This is a genomic window from Micrococcaceae bacterium Sec5.1, assembly GCA_039636795.1.
Taxonomy (GTDB): domain Bacteria; phylum Actinomycetota; class Actinomycetes; order Actinomycetales; family Micrococcaceae; genus Arthrobacter.
This window is the reverse complement of record CP143430.1, coordinates 3255143-3279837: the sequence shown is the minus strand read 5'-3', so window position 1 is coordinate 3279837 and position 24695 is coordinate 3255143. Positions and strand designations below refer to the sequence as shown.

General features: G+C 59.6%; 26 protein-coding genes. 14 read left to right on the top strand and 12 right to left on the bottom strand.

Annotated features, from left to right (window positions below):
* Positions 1 to 11: 11 nt before the first annotated feature.
* On the bottom strand, positions 12 to 800 hold the full coding sequence (locus tag VUN82_14900; protein ID XAS70405.1) for a c-type cytochrome: 789 nt from the start codon (positions 798 to 800) through the stop codon (positions 12 to 14).
* Positions 801 to 887: 87 nt separating this feature from the next.
* Entirely contained in the window at positions 888 to 1562 is a 675-nt protein-coding gene (locus VUN82_14895; GenBank protein XAS70404.1) for a heme-copper oxidase subunit III, read from the bottom strand.
* 112 nt (positions 1563 to 1674) lie between these two features.
* Here VUN82_14895 and trpD point away from each other — a divergent pair, with 112 nt between their 5' ends.
* On the top strand, positions 1675 to 2742 hold the full coding sequence (gene trpD / locus VUN82_14890; protein ID XAS70403.1) for an anthranilate phosphoribosyltransferase: 1068 nt from the start codon (positions 1675 to 1677) through the stop codon (positions 2740 to 2742).
* 65 nt (positions 2743 to 2807) lie between these two features.
* Here trpD and VUN82_14885 read toward each other — a convergent pair whose 3' ends face one another.
* Together VUN82_14885 and VUN82_14880 are read right to left on the bottom strand one after the other, a co-directional pair.
* Positions 2808 to 3086: an Lrp/AsnC ligand binding domain-containing protein gene (locus VUN82_14885; GenBank protein ID XAS70402.1), complete on the bottom strand. Its 279-nt coding sequence runs from the start codon at positions 3084 to 3086 to the stop codon at positions 2808 to 2810.
* 71 nt (positions 3087 to 3157) lie between these two features.
* Positions 3158 to 3547 (bottom strand): DUF3054 domain-containing protein, encoded by a 390-nt coding sequence (locus tag VUN82_14880; protein XAS70401.1) that lies wholly within the window; start codon positions 3545 to 3547, stop codon positions 3158 to 3160.
* A gap of 132 nt (positions 3548 to 3679) precedes the next feature.
* Here VUN82_14880 and VUN82_14875 point away from each other — a divergent pair, with 132 nt between their 5' ends.
* From VUN82_14875 to VUN82_14865, 3 genes are all read left to right on the top strand, one after another.
* Entirely contained in the window at positions 3680 to 4057 is a 378-nt protein-coding gene (locus VUN82_14875) for a VOC family protein (protein XAS70400.1), read from the top strand.
* 144 nt (positions 4058 to 4201) lie between these two features.
* Entirely contained in the window at positions 4202 to 4660 is a 459-nt protein-coding gene (locus tag VUN82_14870) for a VOC family protein (protein XAS70399.1), read from the top strand.
* 88 nt (positions 4661 to 4748) lie between these two features.
* Positions 4749 to 5180, top strand: coding sequence for a VOC family protein (locus VUN82_14865; GenBank protein XAS70398.1), 432 nt, complete (start codon positions 4749 to 4751; stop codon positions 5178 to 5180).
* A gap of 71 nt (positions 5181 to 5251) precedes the next feature.
* On the opposite strand, the gene VUN82_14860 is transcribed toward VUN82_14865, so the two are convergent.
* On the bottom strand, positions 5252 to 6235 hold the full coding sequence (locus VUN82_14860) for an Lrp/AsnC family transcriptional regulator (protein XAS70397.1): 984 nt from the start codon (positions 6233 to 6235) through the stop codon (positions 5252 to 5254).
* Between the two features lie 100 nt (positions 6236 to 6335).
* On the opposite strand from VUN82_14860, the gene VUN82_14855 reads away from it, so the two are divergent.
* Both VUN82_14855 and VUN82_14850 read left to right on the top strand, forming a co-directional pair.
* Complete coding sequence (locus VUN82_14855; GenBank protein ID XAS70396.1) at positions 6336 to 7190, top strand: sigma-70 family RNA polymerase sigma factor; 855 nt, start codon at positions 6336 to 6338, stop codon at positions 7188 to 7190.
* A gap of 651 nt (positions 7191 to 7841) precedes the next feature.
* Entirely contained in the window at positions 7842 to 9011 is a 1170-nt protein-coding gene (locus VUN82_14850; GenBank protein XAS70395.1) for a hypothetical protein, read from the top strand.
* A gap of 71 nt (positions 9012 to 9082) precedes the next feature.
* Here the strand turns inward: VUN82_14850 and VUN82_14845 are convergent, their stop codons facing one another.
* Positions 9083 to 10075: a recombinase XerD gene (locus VUN82_14845; protein ID XAS70394.1), complete on the bottom strand. Its 993-nt coding sequence runs from the start codon at positions 10073 to 10075 to the stop codon at positions 9083 to 9085.
* A 15-nt stretch (positions 10076 to 10090) separates the two neighbouring features.
* Here VUN82_14845 and VUN82_14840 point away from each other — a divergent pair, with 15 nt between their 5' ends.
* Together VUN82_14840 and VUN82_14835 are read left to right on the top strand one after the other, a co-directional pair.
* A complete protein-coding gene (locus tag VUN82_14840) occupies positions 10091 to 10681 on the top strand; it encodes a hypothetical protein (GenBank protein XAS70393.1) in 591 nt (196 codons plus the stop codon).
* Positions 10682 to 10856: 175 nt separating this feature from the next.
* Entirely contained in the window at positions 10857 to 11090 is a 234-nt protein-coding gene (locus VUN82_14835) for a hypothetical protein (GenBank protein ID XAS70392.1), read from the top strand.
* An 18-nt stretch (positions 11091 to 11108) separates the two neighbouring features.
* On the opposite strand, the gene VUN82_14830 is transcribed toward VUN82_14835, so the two are convergent.
* From VUN82_14830 to VUN82_14820, 3 genes are read right to left on the bottom strand one after another with little or no spacing between them, the layout of a single operon-like run.
* On the bottom strand, positions 11109 to 12632 hold the full coding sequence (locus VUN82_14830; GenBank protein ID XAS70391.1) for a hypothetical protein: 1524 nt from the start codon (positions 12630 to 12632) through the stop codon (positions 11109 to 11111).
* Positions 12622 to 12954: a helix-turn-helix transcriptional regulator gene (locus VUN82_14825; protein ID XAS70390.1), complete on the bottom strand. Its 333-nt coding sequence runs from the start codon at positions 12952 to 12954 to the stop codon at positions 12622 to 12624. The genes VUN82_14830 and VUN82_14825 overlap by 11 nt, the downstream gene beginning before the upstream one ends.
* Before the next feature lie 5 nt (positions 12955 to 12959).
* The gene (locus VUN82_14820) at positions 12960 to 14078 is read right to left on the bottom strand and encodes a site-specific integrase (protein ID XAS70389.1); all 1119 of its coding nucleotides are present in this window, start codon (positions 14076 to 14078) and stop codon (positions 12960 to 12962) included.
* A 701-nt stretch (positions 14079 to 14779) separates the two neighbouring features.
* Here VUN82_14820 and VUN82_14815 point away from each other — a divergent pair.
* The 4 genes from VUN82_14815 (at position 14780) to VUN82_14800 (ending at position 18704) form a co-directional block, all read left to right on the top strand.
* Entirely contained in the window at positions 14780 to 15043 is a 264-nt protein-coding gene (locus VUN82_14815) for a DUF3846 domain-containing protein (GenBank protein XAS70388.1), read from the top strand.
* A gap of 342 nt (positions 15044 to 15385) precedes the next feature.
* A complete protein-coding gene (locus VUN82_14810) occupies positions 15386 to 16714 on the top strand; it encodes a hypothetical protein (protein ID XAS70387.1) in 1329 nt (442 codons plus the stop codon).
* Positions 16715 to 16746: 32 nt separating this feature from the next.
* A complete protein-coding gene (locus VUN82_14805) occupies positions 16747 to 17745 on the top strand; it encodes a sugar ABC transporter permease (GenBank protein ID XAS70386.1) in 999 nt (332 codons plus the stop codon).
* On the top strand, positions 17742 to 18704 hold the full coding sequence (locus tag VUN82_14800; GenBank protein XAS70385.1) for a carbohydrate ABC transporter permease: 963 nt from the start codon (positions 17742 to 17744) through the stop codon (positions 18702 to 18704). Before VUN82_14805 ends, VUN82_14800 begins: the two co-directional genes overlap by 4 nt.
* A gap of 37 nt (positions 18705 to 18741) precedes the next feature.
* Here the strand turns inward: VUN82_14800 and VUN82_14795 are convergent, their stop codons facing one another.
* The 3 genes from VUN82_14795 to VUN82_14785 form a co-directional block, all read right to left on the bottom strand.
* Complete coding sequence (locus VUN82_14795) at positions 18742 to 19122, bottom strand: hypothetical protein (protein XAS70384.1); 381 nt, start codon at positions 19120 to 19122, stop codon at positions 18742 to 18744.
* Between the two features lie 38 nt (positions 19123 to 19160).
* The gene (locus tag VUN82_14790; protein XAS70383.1) at positions 19161 to 20036 is read right to left on the bottom strand and encodes a hypothetical protein; all 876 of its coding nucleotides are present in this window, start codon (positions 20034 to 20036) and stop codon (positions 19161 to 19163) included.
* A 173-nt stretch (positions 20037 to 20209) separates the two neighbouring features.
* Positions 20210 to 22603, bottom strand: a complete 2394-nt coding sequence (locus VUN82_14785) for an excinuclease ABC subunit UvrA (protein ID XAS70382.1) — start codon at positions 22601 to 22603, stop codon at positions 20210 to 20212.
* A gap of 232 nt (positions 22604 to 22835) precedes the next feature.
* Here VUN82_14785 and VUN82_14780 point away from each other — a divergent pair, with 232 nt between their 5' ends.
* The gene (locus VUN82_14780; GenBank protein XAS70381.1) at positions 22836 to 23972 is read left to right on the top strand and encodes a type III polyketide synthase; all 1137 of its coding nucleotides are present in this window, start codon (positions 22836 to 22838) and stop codon (positions 23970 to 23972) included.
* On the top strand, positions 23969 to 24688 hold the full coding sequence (locus VUN82_14775; GenBank protein ID XAS70380.1) for a class I SAM-dependent methyltransferase: 720 nt from the start codon (positions 23969 to 23971) through the stop codon (positions 24686 to 24688). Before VUN82_14780 ends, VUN82_14775 begins: the two co-directional genes overlap by 4 nt.
* The last annotated feature ends 7 nt before the right edge of the window (positions 24689 to 24695 follow it).

The following is a 24695-nucleotide window of genomic DNA, read 5'->3' as shown; positions in this document are numbered from 1 at the left end:
TTTCGTCCGGACTAGGACGTGCGTGACGTCAGCCAGATGGTGAAGGCGATGATGACGCCCAAGCCGGCAATCCAGACGAAGAGACCTTCAGACACCGGGCCTAGGGCGCCGAGATCGGCACCGCCCGGTGAGCCGTTGGCTTCGATGGTCTTGAGGAAGGTGATGATGTCGCGCTTACCTTCGGGTGAGACGTTCGAATCGTTGAACACAGGCATGTTCTGAGGGCCTGTGGCCATGGCTTCGTAAATGTGCTTTCCAGTGACATCTGCCAGCGCGGGAGCGAACTTGCCGCGCGTCAGGGCGCCGCCGGCTGCTGCAGCGTTGTGGCACATGGCGCAGTTGACGCGGAAGAGCTCGCCACCTTTGGCTGCGTCTCCCTTTTCGTCAAGGAGGTGCTCTTCCGGAATCGCAGGGCCTGCGCCCAATGATGCAACGTAAGCCGCCAGTTGGCTGGTCTGCTCCTCGTTGAACTGGACGGGCTTCTTCTGGGCCTGTGGGCCATTCATCTGCATGGGCATGCGGCCGGTGCCAACCTGGAAGTCAACTGCTGCGGCGCCCACGCCGACCAGCGAGGGGCCGTCCTTGGTACCGCTTGCACCCATGCCGTGGCAGGTGGCGCAGTTGGCAGCAAACAACTTGCCGCCTTGCTCTACGTCACTTGCGCTGTAGCTGGTGGTGTCGGCCTTGGCCTGGTTGACAGATGTGGCAACGGCGTACAGCCCACCAGTGAGGAGGAGGCCCATCAGCAGCAGCGCTATGGCTGCCAGTGGGTGACGTCGCTTCTGCGAGAGTGCCTTCACGTGGTGGTTCCTTTATTCGATCCTGCGTCGGCTCCGCGAGCCGCTTCTTGAAATTCTGCCTCTTGTAGAAAAAGAGTCAAAGCCGGGCTACTTCAGGACGTAGATGACCAGGAAGAGGCCAATCCAGACAACGTCCACGAAGTGCCAGTAGTACGAGGTGACGATCGCGGATGTGGCTTCAAAGTGCCCAAACTTCTTGGCTGCAAACGCACGGCCAATGATGAACAGGAACGCGATCAAACCGCCGATGACGTGAAGGCCGTGGAAGCCTGTGGTCATGTAGAAGGCGGAACCGTAGGCGTTGGATGACAGGGAAACGTGCTCGGAGACGAGCATGGCGTATTCCGTGGTCTGTCCGGCTACGAAGAAGGAACCCATGATGAAGGTGAGAACGAACCATTCGCTCATGCCCCAGCGGGTGAACTGCAGGGGTCCGCCGGTGCGGCGCGGTTCAAGGCGCTCAGCGGCGAAAACGCCCATCTGGCACGTGAAGGAACTGGCCACAAGGACGATGGTGTTGACGAGCGCAAACGGGAAGTTGAGCTTGGTCGTCTCCTCGGCCCACATCAATCCTGATGTGGACCGCAGGGTGAAGTACATGGCAAAGAGACCGGCGAAGAACATCAACTCACTGGACAGCCAAACAACGGTTCCAACAGAAACCAGATTGGGGCGGTTCAGCGTCGGGTGCGCCGGGGTACTGGGGGCATGGGTCGCAGATGTCACAAGGACATTATGTCTGTAAAAGTCCAGAGTTCCCAATGCAAACCACCGATTCGGGAGACTTTTTCTACAAAGACGCGAAATCGCGCGGAAAAGTTCCCGGTCCGGTTCACATTGGTCATCGGTGCAGCCCGGTCGATAGCATCAAGGGGTGACTTCTCCGGTATCGGCACCTGCAGCCAGCAATAACTGGCCAGGGCTCATCTCAGCACTGATCAACGGCGACGACCTTGCAGTGGGCAATACTGAGTGGGCCATGAACACGATCATGGCCGGCGAAGCCACTCCCGCGCAGATCGCTGGTTTCCTGGTTGCCCTGCGTGCCAAGGGCGAAACGGTGGAAGAACTGACCGGCCTTGTGGAGGCCATGCTTCAGAATGCCAACCCCATACAGATCTCCGGTGAAAAGCTGGACATTGTGGGAACAGGCGGGGACAGGCTGAACACCGTCAACATCTCCACCATGGCAGCCCTTGTTGCGGCCGGTGCGGGCGCGAAAGTCGTCAAGCACGGAAACCGGGCGGCGTCGTCGACGTCTGGTTCTGCTGATGTATTGGAAGCCTTGGGTGTCCGCCTGGACCTTTCGATTGACCAGGTTGCCCGGAATGCGGAGGAGGCAGGAATCACCTTCTGCTTTGCGCAGGTTTTCCATCCCTCGTTCCGTCATACTGCAGTACCCCGGCGGGAGTTGGCAGTGCCCACGGCCTTTAATTTTCTCGGCCCCATGACGAATCCTGCTCATGTTCAGGCTTCGGCAGTCGGCGTCGCCAACGCCCGGATGGCGCCACTTGTTGCGGGCGTCCTTGCCCGTCGCGGCAGCCGCGGCCTGGTGTTCCGCGGCGACGATGGGCTGGACGAATTGACACCCACGGGGCCATCCACAGTCTGGGAGATAAGGAACGGAACCGTCACAGAACACGTGTTCTCACCCGCTGAGCTCGGTATCGAACCGTCCACCGTTGCAGATCTGCGGGGCGGGGACGCAGCCGCAAATGCAGTGGTTGTACGTGAAGTCCTTGATGGCAAGACAGGTCCTGTGCGTGATGCTGTCCTCTTGAATGCTGCAGCTGGCCTGGTTTCCGTTGACATGAACGCCGAAGGCGATCTGTTGGAACGGATGCGAGCTGCCTTCACGCTGGCGGCGGAGTCCGTGGACTCAGGTAAGGCCGCTGGTGTCCTGACCAAGTGGATCGCCCTTAGCCAGAGTTCCAAAGACTAGCCACAGCGTCAGCCTCGCAGGCTGTGCTGCCGCCTCGAAGCGCGATCTAGAGGCGTCCTTAAGTCCTATTCGAATCCGAGGGCAAAGGCCGCGTCGAGATCGTGCTGCGAGTAGGCACGGAAGGCTATGTGGGTAGTGGTGTGGACCACGGAATCCACCTTCGACAGGCGATCAGCGATGACATCCGCGAGGTCTTCATGCTTGGACACTCTGGCTACAGCTATCAGGTCCCATTCTCCAGTGACGGAATAGACTTCACTGATGCCCTGGATGGCTGAAATCTGCTCGGCGGTTTCCGGAATGCGCGAAGCATCGGTCTTGATCAGGACGAAAGCGGTGATCACGTGGGGCCTTTCCGGAAAAGCTTCATTGCGGACGAACTTCAGCCTAGTACATGGGAGATGAAGGGACCCTTTCAGGCTTTGGAATGGCGTTTTCGTGACGCCCGCAGAATTAACGCGAGAATGGCGCGGAAGCCGAGCAGGAAAACGCCCAGGCTGATAAGTGCCACGATGACAAAGGGCAACACCACCGTCTGGCCAGTCACCGCCCTGAGCAGCATGCCGATCATTACCGTACCGATCCAGACGCAAATGCCCGAAGGCCAGAGGGCATAGGGCGCACGCCAAACCCTCGCGACCAGCCAGGCAACGCCCGCACCAGCGAGGAAGGGCCAGGCGGTGGCAAAGGCGCCTGTGATGATGTCTCCCCGGGCATGGGCGTCGCGGCCGATCGCGGCGAAGACAAGAATCAACACGAGATCGGCGGCGGCAGCAGGAATCCAGGATCTAAGCGATGAGGGCATGGTCTGACACTATCCGGGCGGAAGTGCGGGCGCGAAGTTGACGCCCCGCAGATTCTCTCTTGCGCTTGGTTTCTGCTGCGGCCACGATGACTGGCAGGAACAGAGGACGCACCCCAATTACTGGAGGAGATCATGCGATTCGTTCAAGTGGCCCAGCATGCCGAAGACCTGAAGAGGGCTGCGGCCTTTTACGCTGCATTGCTGGGCGCCGAGCCCAAAGCCTTGTTTGACCCTCCTGGGCTCCTCTTCTTTGACGTGGGCGGCGTGCGGCTTCTCCTGGAGAAAGGGGCGCCGTCGTCCCTGCTCTATTTCGAGGTTGGAGACCTTCACGGCACAGTGGCGGCATTGAGGAGCAAAGGCGTCAAGATCATTTCGGAGCCTCACATGATCTTCACCCATGAGGATGACCTCCTCGGACCGGCAGATTCCGAGGAATGGATGGCGTTCATTGAGGACAGCGAGGCAAATACGGTAGGCCTGGTCAGCCGGATCAGGACGTCCGGCGACTAACTTTGGCTCAAGGACTGGCCGCCGATGGCTGGTGCGTACAGCGCATGCGGTGACAGCCGCCGTCGGGCGTTGTGTGGGCGAACCCACACGACTAGCCTCGGTCGGGGGACAAGTGGTTCCTCACGATCCTGGAGGACTTGCAGAATGCAGAAGATTTCCACCTGTTTGTGGTTTGACGGCCGGGCGGCAGAGGCGGCTGAGTTCTACACCTCGACATTTGATGATTCGTCCATCCTGACATCGATGCCGGGGCCAGGCGGACAGGTCCTAACCGTGGACTTTGAGATTGAAGGGCGGCAGTTCATGGCCCTGAACGGGGGACCCGCCTTCACCTTCAACGAAGCAGTTTCCCTCGTGGTGAACTGCGATTCGCAGGACGAGGTGGACCGTTACTGGAATGCGCTCTTGGAAGGAGGGGGAGAAGAAAGCCAGTGCGGATGGCTGAAGGACAAGTTTGGCCTGTCGTGGCAGATCGTCCCGGCTGGGATGCCGGGCCTGTTGAATGGTCCGGATCCAGCAGGATCCCAGCGGGCAATGGAAGCCATGTTGAAGATGCGGAAGCTTGACATCAACATTCTGCAAAAGGCGTACGACGGCGACTGAAAGTTTGGGGGACAGGCGCCATTGGGCGCTGCTAGCATTACCGCACGGTGACGTGCGCACCTATCACAACCATGAGGAGAACTGACTGATGACAACCCGCCTCAACCCATATATCTCGTTCCGCGACAATGCCAGGGACGCAATCAACTTCTACGAGTCCGTCTTTGGCGGAGAACTGACGCTCAGCACTTTTGGCGAATACCAAGCCAGTGAAGACCCCGCCGAAGCGGAGAAGGTCATGCACGCGATGCTGGTGACACCCAACGGCCTGACCTTGATGGCGGCCGACACACCCAATGGAATGGACTACAACCCTGGCAACAACATCTCGGTATCGCTCAGCGGTCAGTCCGAGGATGAAGGCGAACTTCGTGGCTACTGGGACAAACTAGCCGACGGCGGCACCGTCACCATGCCGCTGGAAAGCGCACCGTGGGGTGACACCTTCGGCATGTGTGTGGACAAGTTCGGTATAGCTTGGTTGGTCAATATTGCAGGAGCGCAACAACAGGAGCAGTAGCAGTCGCACGGAATAATCAAACGAACGAATGCCTCGTCCGACTCGTTGGACGAGGCATTCACGTGTCCGGCTTACATAATGCGGCGACCAGAGGGGTCCAACCGGACGCCAACATGCTTTGGCGTCCGCAAGACGACTGAACGGTCCATGATCTCCACCATGGGCAACTTTTCGCCCAGTTGCCGTTCGAGGATGGTCATGTCCTCAAGGCGGCGAAGCCACACCGCGATCACAATCGAATACAGACCGCCTGTGGTGACGACCAGACGCACTTCTCCGAGACCGACCAACCGGCCACCCACTGCCTCCACCTGCGTGGCTGGGACGCGGAGGAAGTACCAAACGTTTACGGGCCAAGGCGACAATGTACGGGCGATTTCGAGCCGGACAACGATCCGATCCTGTGCAAGGGCCGCGCTTAAAGCGGCTTTCGCGCGCGGAGGGCTGATTCCCAACTTTTGGGATATTTCAGTTATCGAGGCTCGACCATCAGAGCGCAGGATCCAAAAAAGTTGCTCTTCCAGGTCTGCGGATGCGCCTTTCGCGGCGGGACTTGGTGGAGGTGCTTCGCGCTCTATGAGTTTTACCTCGTCGTCCCGCAAGGAGCGCAAGCGCCAAGCCCGGGCGTCCGCAAGAAGGTTGATACCGGGATGGGTTCTTGTACTGCGAATTCCTTTGACGGCTGGCAAGCGGTCCAAAATGAATCGTCCGAGGGAGGCTTCATCGCGGCTCACGACAGTGATGACCATGTCCCTGCCACCTGCGGTGTGATCCATTGAGAGCACATCCGGATCGGCCGCAAGCTCTTCGGTCACGGTTGCCATGCTGGCAGGCGCGCACTCAACTTCCACCAGGGCAAAGGCGACTTTGGAACCGAGGCCACGGTAGGTCGCTACCCATGCCAGCCCTTCCGCGGAAAGAAAATTCCAGCGCCGGGCCAAGGTGACGGCATCGGCACCAACGGCGGGTGCCAAGGCTGTCCATGGTGCGCGGGGGCGGATTTGAAGGGCATGCAGGAGCCTGAGATCCCGTTCATCAAAGTCGAAATCCTGCATGGAACATCTACTTCCAACAATTTGCCTGCGTTTTGAGTGTGACCAATCACTTGCTGCCTAGATTCTAGGCGTCACCACTCAAACACTCTGGAAGGCAGCCATGCTTGCTCCCGTCCTGCCGTTCGGCCGCGTCCAATCTTCCACGACGGTTCAGCAAGTACAAGTGCTACTGAAACCTGCACAAAGTCAGCAGGGGAGGGGAGTGGGCACACATGCGTTAGTTGCTGGCGAGAGTGACACATACCTGGTTGCTTCCGTGCGCGGGGGAGACTCCGGATCCTACGAGGAACTTTTCCGCCGGCATCAAGTCATTGCCACTTATGTTGCCCGGACTGAATCGGATAATCCAACGGACGCTGACGACGTGGTATCCGATGCGTTTGTATCGATCCTAAAATCCCTGCTTCAGGGCAGGGGACCGGTGGACTCGTTCAGGTCATATCTGTTGACCACCGTTCGGCGAATGTCGCACCGTCGCAATCTGCAAAGCAGACGAGCGGCGGCGACGGTGAGTAGCGCTGCGGTTGAAGTGGTGGTTGGCAATGATGATGATCCTGTTCTCAAAGACTTCGAGAATACGATCCTGATGCTGGCTTTCCGTTCCTTGCCATCCCGCTGGCAGGCCGTACTTTGGCATGTGGACGTTGAGGGCATGAAGCCGGCTGCAGCGGCACGGGCTATGGAACTGACTCCAAACGCTGTGTCGTCATTGCTCATCAGAGCGCGGGAGGGTCTCCGTCAGGCATACCTGCAGGAACATGTGAAGGACGCTGCCACCGACCCATGCGCAGACTTCTCGCGCTATCTAGGCAAATACGTCCGAAGTGCCGTGCGCCAGGCCGCCCAGGAGAAAGTGCGCCGCCACTTGGACGACTGCCTCCGTTGCACAGGGGTGTTGGCTGAGCTGGTGGAAGTTCAGTCAGGAATGAAACAGGCCGGGTCGCGCGCTGGATAGGCACTAGTGGGGGGGTCGCCTTCTTCCTTTACCGGTAACGGTGCATATTCGATTGCGACTAATTCTCCGTCGTTTGTTGCCAGCACTAGGCGGGACTCGGCTTAGGAAATCGTTCTAGCGTCCCAGGATTAGACCAGTGACGATGAATCCGAACCCGAGCGCAACCCAGCATGTTGCCATGATTCTGATGATGCGGAGATGTCGCCGTGGAGTGCCGTTCGGTCGAGGTTGGGTTGAAACCATTCGGATCGAAATCGCGCTATGCGATTGGTGAAACAACGGGATATGAAGAGGGTAAAGATTCCGACACCCGTCAAGACCAGGCCGAAGAGGGTTGCCGCGGGCATCTCACTCCTTTTTGCGTTTTCTGAGAGCCTACCCGTCCGGGGAACGCGTACTGGGACCGGGGTTCTGCCGCGGCAGCGGCGTGCTTTTGAGCCACCCGCAGGTTGTTGGATTCCATGTCCAGCGGCTCGTGACTGAGCGGAATCTCGCCGGTGGCAAGTCGGTCGAGCAGTTCACGGACACGGGTTTTGCGGAGCCAGGTCGTCATACATCGGATGCAATAATCACTCTTCTACTGGCACCTCTGCGTATCACGTTCGGGTGTATTCGTTTGAGTATTTCCAGATGATCCGTAGGATTGCCACCGTGTCACCAACAACTTCGGACGGTCCGCCGCGCCCCCTGAGCGTCGGGGACATCGTCGTCCGCCCGAACGACCTTGTTGGTGAGTGGGTCGCTGCCCAGGTCACGAATATCGACCCCGATTGGAAGAAGGTCGGGGTGCTCGAACTCGATTGGTCGGGTCCCGAGCCGTCCACAACAGATGACTTGGGTGAAGTTGAGCCGCTCCGGCTCACCCACCGTTCCTGGAACGGGAGCTTGTCCCACGCCAACTACGACTGGGTGCTCCCTCGGGGTTATCGAGTCCTCGGCAGGCTGCCACTGGTGCACGATCAACGGTCGAATAGCTACACCAGCCGCTGGCGCGTGGGTGACCAACTTGCCCGACAACGCGCGTGGGACCGGGGCGAACGTGACTGGCAAGAAACAGGCGCGCTCGAACTGACCCCTGCGGAACTTGAGCAGGCCCTCGCCGACGGCGCACCGTCTCAAAACGCGGTACGTAGACTCAAGGCGACGGGTCTGTCCGACGTAGACGGCGACCGGCTCACAGCCATCTTCCCCAACCTGACAAGTCTGACGCTCGGCGGAAGCCTCGGGCAGTTCGCGAACGCGGGCAAACTCAACCGGCTCAGCTCGCTCAAGGGCCTTTTCATCTCCGACTTATTCGGCATGACGAAAGCTGACTGCGTGCTTCCGGTCGAAGTTCCCGATCTGGAATACCTCGACTTACACAGCGTGCCTCACGAGTACGCCCTTGCGATGCGGGCCCGGTGGCGGTCAGAGGTGGTTAACGGCACGAGTGTCAACATCTCGAAGGCACGCAAACCCGAGTGGGTGCAAGAGAATCTTGAGAACCCGCTTCGCGACTGGGACGGGCGCGAGCACATTACGGCAGCCCGCTTTAAGAAAGCTGTCGAACAATTCAAGAAGACGCGGCGCGAAGTTCTCGCTGTGATCGGCCCTCAGTCAGATGAGTCCACCTTGGCCCGTTTGATGGAACTCGGGCGCGAATATGCGCTGGCGTTCAATCGCCTCGATGGGCGGTCCCCGTTCATCGAGACGGAGGAGCGCGAGGAGTTGTTCGCCGCACTCAACACAGTTATCACTGAGCGGGAACTGGAGCTGGGCCGTTCTCTCGTGGCTGAGCGATCGGCTCTTCTCTCCGCAGTTGAAGGCGCGCGGGACTGGTGAATCACCCTGGCTTCCAATTGCTCACATCTTCGGTGCAAAGAGCGTATTTGTGGGGGGCAATGTTCATTTGCTTAGGGTTCTTCGCGTCCGATTTCCGCCTCGGTTGAAAATCGGGTTCCTCGGTTCATTCGGGGTTCAGTCCGCTGGTCGACGTAGCGGGACCATGCGTCTCCTGCGGCGTCTGCGTGGAGGAACGCGACTTGATAGCTGTAGCCGAGCGCGTCGGCGACCAGTGGTGGCGGGGTGACGGAGAGGTGCTCGTCCAGGGCCGCATTCCGTGCGCCGAGCAGGTCCAGTCCGAGGCTGCGGAGTCTATCCATGATGGTGTTTGGGTGGAGGTGCTGACCTGCCCGGGTTCCGGGGAAAAGCCATTGGCTGTCCCCGGGTGATGCTGTTCGGAGGTTGGGGCGGTTCCGGAGATACTGGTTGAGGAGTTCCGCGAAGGGCTGCGGGACCGGAACTGGGTGTGTGCCAAAGGAGATCCTGATCGCGCCGGTGGTGTCGTTGATGCTGACCGCGTCGATACGGAGGGCGGCCACCCGGACCAGGGGCTGGGCATAGAGGAGGAGCAGTACTCCGGCGACTCGGTAGGGCCCGGATTCGCTGGTGCCGGTGAGCAGTTCCTTTAGCCAGGCAAGGCGTTGTTCCTGCGGGAGGGCAGGTCGGCTCTTAGCTGTGTAGTGGCCGATTTCGACGCGCATGTTTGTGCCGGTCTTTTTCGCGAAGATGAAGAAGGTCCGGATAGCTTTTCTGGTGGTCGGTCCGGTTGTGAGCCAGGTGTCCACGTCCTGCTGGGCGCAGCTGGCGGCGGTGCGTTGGTGGGTCTGCCAGAGCCAGTCGAGGAACTTGATGGTTTCAGTGATCTCCTGTTTGGCGGAGTGCACCGGGCGCTGGGCCGGTTTGTCCGGCGTTGCCATGGCGCGGATGCGTCGGAGGTGGTGCCATTTGGCGAAGTGCTCGACGGGTTTGGCAACTTCGGCCGGAAGGGGGCGCAGCTTGTCATCGATCCAGGCTTCGAAGCGAATCAGATAGGGGTCCTGGTGGGGGAGGAGCCCGTGATGCACGAGTAGCGCCCGGAGATGGTCGACTGCCCGTCCCGCCGTTTCGCGGTGACTGTCGAGGCCTTCGTGGGTCAGGGGAGTGTTGCCGCTCGAGACAGAGGTCAGGAGCGTCTGGACTTTGGCGGCGCGTTTCCAGGTGATGATGCTTTCCGGTCTATCGGCCTGACAGAGGACATCGATCAGGCGGAGGGCGGTTGTCGGATCAGCCGGGTTCGTGAGCAGCAGGGCGGTGAGGTCGTCCCTGAGCGCGCAGCGGGCGCAGATGCCGCGGCGGTAGAACTCACCTTCGCGGCTGCAGCGGGCGCAGCGGAAGTCGTTAAGGATACCGGCGCACGGGGCGCACCGCGGTCCTCCATCCTGTTCGGGTGGGCCAGGGAGCAACCTGTGCTGCCCGCAGCCTGGGAATGTGCCGCGGGTGCGGGTGGCCACGGTGAAGCAAGGACCGCAGATCTTGCCTTCCGGCCAGATCACCCTGGTTTTGCCGGCGTTGCGGCCGCACCGGGGGCACTGGACGGAGCCGGTAGTCCGGGGCCGGCCGCGGACAGTGTTGCGAGCCGTCCCGCCCAGTCATGGCTGGGAACATCGATTGGACTCGGACAAAACCCCTGAATGCTGCGGCGCAGAGGGCCTCGAACGCTTGGTGCGGAACTCTGCGGGAGAGGGCCCGAATGATTCATCTGATGAGATACGCAGAGTACTACTGGTAACCGTGCGTATTCGATTCCAAACTATTCTGTTCTAGCGTCCTCCATTTGGGGCGGACTAGAGGTGGGGAGTTTGGTAAATGGATCCTTCGATACCAACTGTTAGCGTCAATCTCTGGCGCGCGGACGTTGTTGTTCTCTACGACTGGCTCATGTCGGTTGATCTGAACTCGGTGCCGATAACGCACCCGGCGGAGAAACAGGCCTTGGCGGATCTCCTGACTCGCATTGAAACTGAGACGGACATACCTGGTGTCACCCAGACGCAGATCGACGTCGCACGCGCAGAGGTTGCCCGTGACATGGGATGGTGAGTCCCAGGCTGCCGGAATTCAAGTGGCAGTCTGTCGGGCAGGCGCTCGGCTGGGCGCGTAGAGCTGGCATTGGCCCGCCGCTGCTGCAGCGTGTTTTTGTGTGACTTGGTAGCTGTAGCCAAGCATTTCTGCGACGAGCGGGGCGGGCACTTCCTTGACGAGCGCGCGCAGGGATGCGTTGCGTGCGCCGAGGAGGTTGATGCCGTTTTCCCGGAGCCTTTCCATGAGGGTGTTGGGGTGGATGTGTTGCCCGGGCCGGTAGCCGGGGAACAGCCACTGGCTGCCAGAACTGCTCCCTGTGCGCATGTTGGGGCGGGAGGCCAGGTGTTGTGCGAGGAGGGCGGCGAAGGGTTCGGGTACTGGCGCTGCGTGTTCTTCCCCGAGTGACAGGCGCAGGCCCTCGGGCGTGAGGATCACGTCGGTGCTCTTCATCGCGGCGATCTTCACTACTGGCTGGGCGTAGAGCAGCAGGAGAATTGCGGCGACCCGATAGGGCAATGTGTCGATGTCGTCCGCGAGGCAGGCTTTGAGCATGGAGAGCCGTTGCCCCTGGGTGAGCAGCGGCGTGGTCTTGGCCTGCCGAAAACCGATCGTGATGTTGGCGCAGGTCCGGTTCTCGACAGCCCAGACGAAGAAGGTTCTGATGGCGTGCCCGGTGGTCGGGCCGTCCGCCAGCCACGCGTCGACGTCAGCTTGAACGCACGAGGCTGCGGTCCGTCCGTGGGTGAGTTTGAGCCAAGTGAGGAACTTGATGGTTTCGGTGATTTCCTGCTTCGCACTGTGCACCGGGCCCCTAGTGGGCTTCCCGTTCACGGATATGTTCCTGATGCGTCGCAGGTGGTGCCAGCGGGCGAAGGACTCGATGGGCCGCCGAATCTCGGGATCATCGATAGCGTCGAGCTTGGTGGGTAGCCACCGCTCGAAGAGAGCAAGGTAGTGGTCCCGGGCAGGGAGTAGCTGGTGGTGGGTGAGTAGGCTGCGTAGGTGTTCCACGCGCAGGCTGTTGGGTTCCTTGTCGAGCGCTTCGTGGCTGAGGTGGATGCCTCCGGTGGCGAGGCGTGAAAGCAGGTCGCGAACGCTGGCCCTGCGCAGCCAGGTCAGGATGCTTTCGGGGCGCTGGGCTCCGCAGAGAGCGCCGAGCAGTTTGGTCGCCGTCGTTTCCGATCCCGGGGCCTCGTCGACGCGCAACAGGACGGTGAGGTCATCCCGAAGCGAGCAGCGTGCGCAAGTGTTCTGGCGGTAGTGCTCGGTTTCCGTGCCGCAGTGTGAGCAGTGGTAATCCTGGGTGATACCCGCGCAATCGACGCAGACAGGTTGGTCGCCGTGGGCAGCGGACCGCCCGGGAAGCATGCGCGCGGTTTGGCAGCCGGGGCAGGGTCCGTGCGTGCGCATGGCGATCGTGAAGCAGGTTCCGCAGATCCTGCCTTCAGGCCAGCTGGTGCGGTGTTTGCCGGCTGCTCGTGAGCATCTGTCGCAGGTGAAGTTGCCTGCGGTGCGGGGTCGGCCGCGGACGCCAGGCCGGGGGATGGTCTCAGCCGTCATCGCGGATCACGCGGGCGCGCTTGGGGCGGATGGTCTTGTTCAGGTCCACGACGTTGGTGTCGGAGGCGACCTTGCGGACTTTGGCGTCTGTTGCCGTGACGGTGACCAGGTCTTCGGGACCGCAGGAGAAGATGTCGCAGAGGGCGGCGACCATCATAACTGAGACGCGTTCCGGGCGTTGCGTGACCAGCCGGTATACCTGGGAGGCCGAGAGTTCGATGCCGCGTTCTTTTAGCAGCGGGCCCAGGTCGGTGCTGTTGTGCAGTCCGCGGGCTGCCATGAGTTCGGCGAGTCGCCACCGGTAGTCGATCTCTCGTTTCATGGGGTTCAGTCTTCCATTCCGGCAAGGGCGTCCCGGACGGTGGAGTCCAGGGCCCGGCGCAGTGTCTTGACCCGGTAATCTCTGGAAACCGACGTGTAGAGGGCCGTGGTCGAGGCGTGCTCGTGTCCAGCCTGGTGCTGGACGAACAGGGGGTCCAAGCCGGCTTCGATGAGGTGGGTGACGTAGGAGCGGCGCAGCGAGTGGATGTCCAGGCCGGGGGAGAGGCCCAGATCTTGGCAGTACCGGTTGAACCTGCGATTCAGCGCAGTCTCGGAAACCAAAGTGCCGCGTTCGGAGGGGAACAGGTCCAGCCCGTCGGTCATGTAGGGGTGGCCGCGTTCCAGCCAGTCTGCGATGATCTCCGCCGACCAGTCAAACACCGTCAGGACGCTGCGCCGTTTCGGGGGAGACCCTTTCACGGCTTTCCCATAGCGGACCTGCAGCACTCCGTACTTGCCGAATTCCCGGGCGTGCGGGTTCCGGGCAAAATCCACGGTCTGCAGGTGTCTGACCTCATTGCGTCGCAGGCCCCAGCTGTAGACCACCTTGAACAGGACAGCGTCGCGGTAGGCCGGCAACCAGCCCTTGCGGCCCAGAGTCGCGATCCGGTCCACCTCGTCATCGGCTCGGTCAAAGAAGGCCTGTAACTCCTGCCTGGTAAATGGGCGCCGGAAAGGAGTGGATTCTGTCGCCTGCGCATGGACCGCGGTGTTCCAGTCAAAGCAGACCTGCGAAGGGTGTGTTCCGAAGTACTGTTCGCAGACCCGGTCCCAGCCATACTCAGGCGACGCCGCGTAGGAGCAGAACGCCCTCAGCGCTGCCTGGTAGCTCCGGATGGTGGATTGCGCGGCGCGCTTCACGCTGCGAAGATCCCCGAAGAACTCGTCAACGTGGGCCGGCGTCCATTGCCATGGATACTCGTTGGTGGACTCCTGGAACCGCGTCACTAGCCGTTCCCGGCCCTCGATGGTGCCAAACGCCAGGTTCCGGCTCAACTGCTGGTTACGCCAGCCAGTGAGCATCTGGGTGAACACGTAGTCTTCCGGGTGAAGGAAACTCACAGCGCCGAAGTCGAGCACCCGTCCCGCTGAATCGACCGCGTCGGGCGGAGGAGAGGTGATCATGCATCAGATGCAATAATCACTGTTCAACTTTACATAATGTAGATTATCGGCGTTAAAGGCACGGGGGCAGAAGGGGCTTGCCTGCACCAGGTGGGACTGGACGGCGTGCTGCCCTTAGCGGCCCGGTGGTTGTCCGTGCGCCCGGCTGGCAACGTCGGCTCCTTGGTGTTGAAGTCTGCGATAAATTTTTCGAAAGTCTTGTCTACGAGTAGCTTGCAGAAATATCCACCAAACCGCGGACTGGCTTTAAAAATTAAAGTCGGTATGGTGATTGCTAGATAGCGTTCAGAAAGGCGTGATTCCTGTGGCCGGTAAGTCCCCCAGAAATATTAGTGCCAAAAAATCGGGAAAATCGATTCTTGAAAAAAGAGCCGCGAAAAGGGCAAAAATTGATACCAGCGAAAATCTCTTCCAAAAGCCGCGTAAAAACCAAAGGTGACGCGTCGCGCTTAGGGTCAGTGTTGTTAGTGGATCTGGCACACGGGCACGACGCGGTCTAAATCGCGGCCAAGTCTATGTAAAAGTTTGCCCCGAGCGGTCACTTGGTCATTCCCAGGAGGGACGGGTTTGAAGCCCTGGGAATGCCGGTCGCCCAGACGTGGAAGGGATGAATTATGTATCGGAAACACAATGCCCTGATTATCCCAGCTCCTCTCAGGCAGCCCGTCCGCGTCGAAAGAATCGACCCGACCCTGCCCACAATGCAAAGGCTGGTTGAAGGAAGCGTTGAAGCAATTACCTGGAACGATTGGCACGTCTATTTGAACGATGAGGCAGCGTCTATTCCCCTGCCACTAAATGCCCGGGCCGAGGTGTTGCTGCGCGAAGCAGGCTTGGAGATTGAACAGCCCGTTAGTGGGACCGCCGTTCTACTTGGCCATGACGACAACGGCGAGGAGTTAGATGCACCCCCTCACTTGCTCCGGCTGGCCGAGCAACTTTTCGATGCCGCTCTTGCCGCGTAGCCAAAAGAGCTAGCCGCCGCTTCGAAGCCGATCAGTGGCTAACGGCCCCTACGGATGGAACACCATCCGTAGGGGCCGTTCTGGTGGGTCCAGGCAAGTTCACTGGTCACACTCCCAGCAGTAAGCCTTCTTAGCCAAAAGCGTCCGCTACTCCCCCAGCATTCGGTCCCTGGTTATCAGCAACAGCGCGCCGTTAGGCCATTGTTAGCGCTAACGCGTTGACAATGTGGCCTTCATCACTCATGCTTGGGATAACGATTTCCTGTCCAGTTCGCCCGCGCCTTAGTCATGTGGGGAACGGGCCCTTTCCCCACCTTTCGTACCACCTCAAAGGAGAGACATATGAAGTTCACACATCGCAGGCGGGTCACTTTGAGTGCTGCCGTCCTAGCCTCAGCCGCTTTACTTTCGGCATGCGGCGGGGGCTCTGCCTCACCGGCAGCCCCAGAGGCCCGGTCGGGCCCGGTCACGATTGACGTGTGGGGTTGGAATGCCGAAACGGGTAAGCAGATAGCGGACGCGTTCAACGCCGCACAGAGCGATGTTAAGGTCAACTACGTTCTCCAGGCCTCCAACACCGCTACCCAAACAAATTTCCGGAATGCCATGGAAGCCAAGAGCGATGTTCCATGCCTGGTTCAGGGTTTCGCGCCGTTGACCACGATGGTGGTCAACGGCTGGGCCCAGGACATCACTGATGCTGTCACTCCTACCGAGGACATCTACAACGACGGTGCCAAGGCCGCGGCTAAGGTGAATGACCGCTACTACGGTCTTCCCTCCGGATCTGACGGGCAGTTCATGATCGTCAACAAGGACACGTACGACAAATACGGAGTGAAGATACCCGCCACATGGCAGGAATTCGTGGACGCCGGCAAAATCTTCAAAGCCAACGGCGTTGACGTCACCAACCTCGCCGGTGAGGACCCGAGTACCCTGATGAACCTGGCCCAGCAGGGCGGCGCGGAGTGGTTCGCGATAGACGGGGACAAATGGAAGGTCAACTTTACCGACAAGGCCACGATGGCGGCGGCCGACATCATTCAGCAACTTATCGACAACGACTTCGTCTCAAATCAGACCTATAAGGATAGGCCTGCCCTGTACTCGTACTTCGACTCAGGCAAGATGGCCTCCACAACCACGCAATGGTGGTCGCTAACTGGCTACAAAACGAACTTTCCCGCCACCTCAGGCCACTGGGAGGCAGTGGAGATCCCGCAATTCAGTTCCGACAAGAAGGCTACTCCAGGCCGATCGACTCCAAGCTTTGTCCCCGTTGGCTGCGACTCCCCCGAAGCTGTGGTCAAGTACGCAGACTGGCTGGCCACGCCCGAAGGTATCCAAGCGGGCAAAAACCCGAAAACTGGTTCCGTAGGCCTGCCTTCCTCCCTGAAGGACCCGTCCCCGTACGTCAAGGATGTCATCCCTAAGGGCTTCTTCGTCGACGACACGAAAGCTGCAGAAGTCATGGTGGAGGCCCAGAAGGCTACGGTAGGCAAATTTGAGCTGGGACCGAACTACGATGCGTGGTTCCCGGAGTTGCAGGATCAATGGGGCAAGGCCGTGGCGGGCCAGATTAAGTTGAGCGAGGCACTGAAGAATGTCCAGAACTTCGTGACCTCGGACCTGGAAAAGAAGGGCATCTCATTCACCACCGGCAGCTAACGGCTGCGGTGCATTGAGAGCAGGAGGACTTCATGACAGCAACTATCCAGGCAGCAACCAAGCGACGCCGGTCCCCTCGTGGAAACACGACCCGGAAGAAAAACAGCGGTGGCATGGACGGACCAGCCCTTCGGGCACGATCCGGGTGGCGCGTAAAGCAGGACCTGAAAGGTGCGTCCCTTAGCCTGCCTTTCCTCCTCGGGTTTGCTTTGTTTACCCTCGTTCCTGTCGCGATGGCACTCAAGGAAAGCGTTTTTGCAACCAAGACATCCGGGCTCGGCTTCGGCAAAGCAACGTCAACCTTTGTTGGCTTTGACAACTTTGCCGAAGCCCTCGCGGACACGTCCTTCTGGGCTGGAATGTTTCGTGTGTTCATCTACGCGATCATCGTCGTACCGCTTGGACAATTGGTCAGCCTCGCCATGGCTTTGGTGCTCGACGGCGTTCGGCGGCGGGTCGCGGCGAGGTTCAGGATCGTACTGCTGCTCCCCTACATGGTCCCAGGGCTGGTGGCCACCATGGTCTGGATCTTTCTTTACAGCCCTGTTGTTGGGCCACTGAGTGACTTCCTCCAGGTGTTCGGGGTGCAGGTAAACTTCTTCGCCGGCAACACCATATGGTCATCAATCGGGAACCTGGCAATCTGGGGCGGCATCGGGTTCAACATGCTCATCATGTACGGCTCCCTTCAGTCGATCCCCCATGAAATTTTCGAAGCCGCCCGGATCGACGGCGCCGGGGAACTGCGAATCGCCATGGACATTAAGGTGCCGTTCCTTCGGGGCTCCCTCGTTCTGACAAGCCTGCTGGCAATCATCGGAACGCTCCAGATCTTCAACGAGCCACTTCTCTTCCGAGCCGTCACTCCGGAGACCATAACCAAGGACTTCACGCCCGCCATGATGATCTACAACCAGGCCTTCCAAGTGGGAAACATCAACTACGCCACGGCACTCTCAATCGTGCTGGGAGTCGTGGTGGGCATCGTTTCGACCATCATTTACCGCTTTACGAACAGGATCGAGTCATGACCCAGGCATCATTGCGGCCCGCGGTGAGCGGGACAGTCCCTGAAGGAGCAGACACGCCCCACCCTGCTCGTTTCCCCCGCAAGCGGAGGCGAAATCCAAATGTACAGCGATCCGCGAACGAGGCTGTGGGAGTCTCCCGCTGGGTCATGCTGGGAATTCTGGCTTTCCTGGCCATCTACTCCGCGGGCCCGCTGTGGTGGCTCATCGTGGCATCGACGAAGTCGAAAGAAGAGCTGTACACAACCAACGGCATGTGGTTTGGGGAATTCAGTCTCCTGGACACCCTCTCGGACCTTTTCACTTATCAGGACGGCATCTTCGCCCGATGGCTCTGGAACACCGTGGTCTACGCCACCCTGGGCTCAGTCGGATTGACGTTGGTTGCCTTGGCAGCGGGTTATGCCATCGCCAAGTACCGCTATTTAGGGCGAGGGTTCACCATGGGCCTCATTATCGGTTCGTTCCTCATTCCGGGAACCCTCATGATCGTCCCCTCTTTTGTGCTCTTCACGCAGATGGGTATCTACGACACGATCTGGGCAATGATCCTCCCCGGTATGTTCGGCTCGTTTTCCGTCTACTTGGCGAAGGTATACGCCGAGGGAGCAGTCCCCAGTGAACTCATGGAAGCGGCGAGGATCGACGGCGCTGGTGAGTACAGGATCTTCTTCTCCCTCGGTCTCAGGCTCATGACAACTGCAGGTGCAACAATATTTCTCCTTCACTTTGTGGCTTCCTGGAACACGTTCATGTGGCCTCTGGTCTTCCTCAAGGGCGCAGATAAATGGCCTGTGATGCTCGGACTCTATTCATGGCTTGAGCGCGGAACTGACAGCCAGTATGACCTGACCGGTCTTGTGATCACAGGATCCCTCGTCTCCACCATTCCCATGATCGTCCTCATGATTGCCATGCAACGCTATTGGCGCTCCGGCGTCACCATGGGAAGCCTGAAGTAGGACCCTTCGCGACAGAAGCGGCTACCACGAAGTACCTTCAGTGGACACGGTCCACCTGGTCCGGGATGAGGCTGCCGTCCTCGCGCTTCACCGGCCCCTTGCTGCCGTCTGGGTTGGTGTACGCCTTGGTGGTGCATGGATACGGCTCGCTACGCTGTGGTTTGGGCTGGATGAACATTGGGGTTATCAGCCACTTGCCGTCCTCGTTGTCGTACGCGTGGCACATGATTTCGGCGTTGTTCCGATTCACCACCAGCCTGGCTTCGATGGCGTCGCCAACGAAGGTTACGTCTGTGCCGGAGTCACCGGCGGCCAGGATCTGGCGGCGTTCGGCAGGCAGTTGCTCAAAGGCTGAAGGACCCTCGACGCCGAAGATCACCTGATTGGCCCAGCAACGTTTTCCCTCGATGTAGGTCATGACGGAATCTTCGCCGTCGGGTATTCCGCCGCAGCCTTTCAAGTGGGAGGTTTGGATGCCATCCTCGTAGACGCTGCGGACGCCCACGACGTGCCCGGCGTCGATGCCGACACCACCCAAGTATCGATGCCATGTGCCTGAAGGACGCCGATGAGGTCCTTGATCTGTGGGTAGATCCGGATGTAACCGTCCACCTGCTGGCTTCCAACGGTCTGCGTGCTGCCTTGTGCTGCGGACAGGTTTTCCTGCTTCATCGCGAGTGCGAACTGGCTGAGCTGCTCCTCGGTATATCCGGCAGACAAGGCCGTACCCCAGGCGTAGGCGCCTATGAGGTGGCGGGCATTGAAGCCCTCAAATGCCGGTTCGCCGGAACGTGTCTTGTCCTCAAGGATGGCGAGGATTTCATCGGCGCAGTCAATGTTGCTGCTGGTCTTGAGAGGTTGGCCTGCGGGAGTGTCAGTGCCGCAGGCCGCTGTCAGCGCCTTCGCTGCCGCATCTGTAAGGTAGCGGTTTGTGCTTTTCCAGTCCTTGTTCGCCGGTTGCAGGACTTTGTCGTGCCGCAGCATCCAAAAGTTCGTGCCATAGCCGATGTCGTTCTTCACCACGGTGTTGTCCCAGTCAAAGATCGCCACTGGAGCTTGGTCTCCGCGGGATGTTCCGGTGCAACTGCTGTGGGCGTCGATGGTTTTTTGTAGTTGTTCCCGGACCTCATCCGGCCACGTCAGTTTGGCGTCAAGTTGGCGGCACTCGGCTGCTGGCTCAATGCCGGTTGCAAGTGGCGTGGCGCACGACGTGGCCGACATGAGGATCGCCACCGCCGCCACAGTGGTCGCAAACCGGAAATGGTGCTTCCGGCGAGATTCCTTCGCGTGGGTGTTGTCACCCTTGACCAAGCCTGACGAAAATGTGGACATGCTTCCCCCTGCGTTCAAGATCTTTAATGGTCTGTAAATAGTCCAAATCTTGAGTAAGTGTGGGTCACATCACAGGGAATAGTCAAGGAATCCCGTAAAAAAGCTTAGTTGAGAAGCGGCTATAGACGGCTTCACAGCATGCTGGATTGGCGTCTTTTCAGGCCAATCGAGCATCAAGCCCCGACGTAAGCCGCTAGGTGCTTGCCGGTCAGCGTCGAGCGGTCAGCCACCAAGTCAGCTGGCGTGCCAGAGAAAACAATTTTGCCGCCGTCGTGTCCGGCGCCGGGACCGAGGTCGATAATCCAGTCCGCATGTGCCATGACGGCCTGGTGATGCTCGATGACGATGACTGACTTTCCTGACTCGACCAAACGATCCAGCATGCCGAGCAGGTTCTGGACATCGGCCAGGTGAAGGCCTGTTGTTGGCTCGTCCAGGATATAGATGTCGCCCTTCTCTGACATTTGCGTGGCAAGCTTGAGCCGCTGGCGTTCCCCGCCGGACAGTGTGGTGAGCGGCTGGCCAAGCGTCAGGTAACCAAGCCCGACGTCGGCAAGGCGGTCCAGGATCTTGTGGGCGGCCGGTGTGCGTGCTTCGCCTTCGCTGAAGAAGATCCCAGCCTCGTTGACAGACATTGCAAGCACGTCTGCAATATTGCGGCCACCAAGCCTGTACTCCAGTACGGATGCCTGGAAGCGCTTTCCTTCACATTCCTCGCACGTTGACTCCACAGTGGCCATGACGCCCAGGTCCGTGTAAATGACCCCGGCGCCGTTGCAGGTGGGGCAAGCGCCTTCGGAATTGGAGCTGAAAAGTGCCGGTTTCACGTTGTTGGCCTTGGCGAATGCCTTGCGGATGGGCTCAAGGAGTCCGGTGTAGGTTGCAGGATTGCTTCGGCGGGAACCCCGGATTGCACCTTGGTCGATCACCAGGACACCGTCACGTTTGGCTACGGACCCGTGAATGAGCGAGCTCTTGCCCGATCCGGCCACCCCGGTGAGCACACACAGCACGCCCAATGGAATATCAACATCCACGTTTTGAAGGTTGTTGGTGGAGGCGCCACGGACTTCAAGAGTGCCGGAGGCGGAACGAACCTGCTCCTTAATGGATGCGCGATCGTCGAGGTGGCGTCCAGTGATGGTGTCGCTCCCCCGCAGCCCGTCCAGATCGCCTTCGAAACAGACTGTGCCGCCGCCTGTGCCCGCGCCGGGACCCAGATCCACCACGTGGTCAGCGATCGCAATCGTTTCAGGCTTGTGCTCGACTACCAGGACAGTGTTGCCTTTATCCCGCAACTGCAGCAGCAACTGATTCATGCGCTCGATGTCATGCGGGTGCAACCCTATGGTTGGCTCGTCGAAGACGTACGTGATGTCAGTCAGGGATGAGCCCAGATGCCGGATCATCTTGGTTCGCTGCGCCTCTCCCCCGGACAATGTACCGGCAGGCCGATCGAGGGAAAGATATCCGAGGCCTATCCCGGCGAAGGAGTCCAGGAGGTGCTGTAGTCCCCTGAGAAGCGGCGCCACTGAAGGCTCATTGATTTCACGGATCCACAAAGCAAGGTCACTGATCTGCATCTTGCACACATCCGCAATACTTTTGCCGCTGATTTTGGAAGAACGTGCCTCCGGGCTCAACCTGGTGCCTTCACACTCTGGACAGGTGGTGAAAGTGATGGCCCGCTCCACGAAGGCGCGGATGTGTGGTTGAAGTGCGTCAACGTCCTTGGAGAGCATCGATTTCTGGATTTTGGGGATGACACCTTCGTAGGTGAGGTTGATGCCTTCGACCTTGATTTTGGTGGGTTCCCGGTACAGGAGGTCGTGGAGCTCCTTCTTGGTGAACTTGGCAATTGGCTTGTCCATATTGAAGTAGCCTGATCCGCTGAAGATCCGGCCATACCAGCCATCCATCGTGTACCCGGGAATCGTGAGCGCGCCCTCGTTCAAGGACTTGCTGTCGTCGTAGAGCGCGGTGAGATCGAAATCGTTGACCGAGCCCATTCCCTCACAGCGTGAGCACATGCCGCCCAGGCGGTTGAAGCTGGCCTTCTCCGTCTTGGTTTTGCCCTCGCCACGGTCGACGGTGATGGCCCCGCTGGCCTTAACGGTGGGCACGTTGAATGAGTACGCGTTCGGCGACCCGATGTGGGGCTGCCCGAGCCGGCTGTAGAGAATGCGGAGCATGGCATTGGCATCTGTCGCAGTGCCCACGGTTGAGCGCGGATTCGAGCCCATCCTCTCCTGGTCCACGATGATGGCCGTTGTCAGGCCTTCCAGCATGTCCACATCCGGCCGTGACAACGAAGGCATGAAGCCCTGAACAAAAGCGCTGTATGTCTCATTGATCATCCGCTGGGATTCTGCGGCGATGGTTGCAAAGACCAAAGAACTCTTGCCCGAGCCGGAGACACCCGTGAACACAGTGAGACGACGTTTGGGGATCTCTACGCTGATGTCCTTGAGGTTGTTCTCGCGCGCACCCTGCACCCGAATGAGGTCGTGGGTGTCTGCTACGTGCGACGCAGCAGACTGCGCGTCGGTGCTCGTGGCAATGCTCATGATTTCTCCATCTTTAGGCACGATCTGTTGGTCGGCGCTGCCCAAAAGCTCGTCGGCCCGCCTGGCCCGGACCGGCCAGCCTCGGTCAGTACGTAAAATTCTCGTTCGTCGTCGCGAAAGCGGCAACGGTCATTGTCCACACTAACGGCCTGCGCTGCATGCCTTCGGGAGGACGCGAATCCTGAACCACTCCAACCATTGTCATCAGCTGCGGACTCACTAAGAATGAAGCATGCCGGTATACATGAGGTCCCTTGAAACCGCAGTTCCGCCAACCATCCTCGTGCAGTCGCAGGCACGCGACGTCTTCGCAGCGCAACCAGGCCTGACCCGGCTTGGGTCGCGGCTGGTCTCCACCTGCTTCGACTCCGCTGCCATAGATACCCGCTATACGGCGGTGGAAGAGCTGAGCCTGGACGCGCATCCCGAAAATCCACGATTCTTCGATCCCTCAACCAACCAAGTGCTAAGCCCGAGCACCAAAGTCCGGAACGAGATTTTTGCCGTAGAGGCCACCAAGCTCTTCATAGAGTCCGGCAAAGCTGCAGTAGCGCGCGTACCGGATATCGATCTCGATGACATCACTCATGTCATTACTGTTTCCTGCACTGGATTCTTCAACCCTGGTCCCGACTACAAGGTCGTCCGCGCACTGGGACTGAATCCCTCCGTGCAGCGTTACCACTTGGGCTTCATGGGCTGCTACGCCGCTTTTCCAGCCCTGAAAGCAGCCAAGCAGTTCTGCCTCGCTGATCCAGCCGCCGTCGTTCTGGTTATCTGTGTGGAGCTTTGTTCGCTGCACGTGCGCACCTCCAACGACCCTGACACCATCATGGGCTCGGCGATCTTCGGCGACGGTGCAGCCGCGGCCATCGTGACGTCCAAGGAACCGCAAGGGCCTGAGCCCGTCATCAGGCTGGACCACTTCGAAACGGTCCTCACTCCCGTAGGTGAAGAAGCGATGGCCTGGAACATCGGTGACGAGGGTTTTGAAATGGTCTTGGGTTCGTATGTGCCCCACATCATCGAGGAGCACATCACCGGCGCCTTGGAGCCGCTGCTCGCCAAGGAGCCTCAACTGGCAGGACTGCCCTATCGGGACATAATGCACTGGGCCATTCATCCGGGTGGGCGCAGCATTCTGGACAAGGTCGAATCCAAGCTCGAACTCACTGCGGAGCAACTGGTCCCGGCAAGGGAGACTCTCAGGGAATACGGCAATATGAGTAGCGCCACTGTGCTGTTTGTTTTGAAGTACATGCTCGGACAGGCCGCAAACCAACGCGAGGAGCGGATCTGCTCCATGGCTTTCGGTCCCGGCCTCACGGTGGAGACAGGCCTCTTTACCCTGGTCTCTCCCAGCCTGTGAGCCCGTGGGGATTCCTGAAGGACAGGGACTTGCAGGCCATCGAGGACATGGACCGGCCTGATTGTGACCTCCAGCGCCTGGATCGCAGCTACGCCCGCTTCCCGGTGGTTAACCGCCTCCTTTCCGGATGGCACCGGACGTACCGTGACCGCTTCCGGCCAGTTCTCGCAGCGAGTGGCACGGCGTCGGTCCTGGACATCGGGTGCGGTGGTGGGGACGTCGCTCGAAGCCTGGCCAAATGGGCGGCAAAGGATGGATTTGCGTTAGAGGTGACTGCCATAGACCCTGACGAACGGGCGTACAATTTTGCGACCCGTGCGCCAGCGGTGGAAGGCGTCACCTACCGGCGGGCGCACAGTGCCGAGCTTGTGGCCGAGGGCAGCAGTTTCGATATCGTCGTGTCGAACCACATGCTTCACCACCTCGACGCTGAGCAACTCGCCGGAGTGTTGAAGGACTCAGAAGTACTGAGCCGCAGGCTCGCGCTGCATAACGATCTCAAACGGAGCAACATCGCCTACCTTCTCTTCGCGGCCGGCTTTTGGCCTTTGGGCGTTGGCTCCTTCATCTGCGGAGATGGTTTGGTCTCCATCAAACGCAGTTTCACCTCTGCAGAGCTCCAAACGGCGGCTCCGGGAGGATGGAGGGTGGATCGAAACGGACCATGGCACAACCTGCTCGTCTACGAGCATGCCGGCAATGGATCCTGGACATGAGGGACGG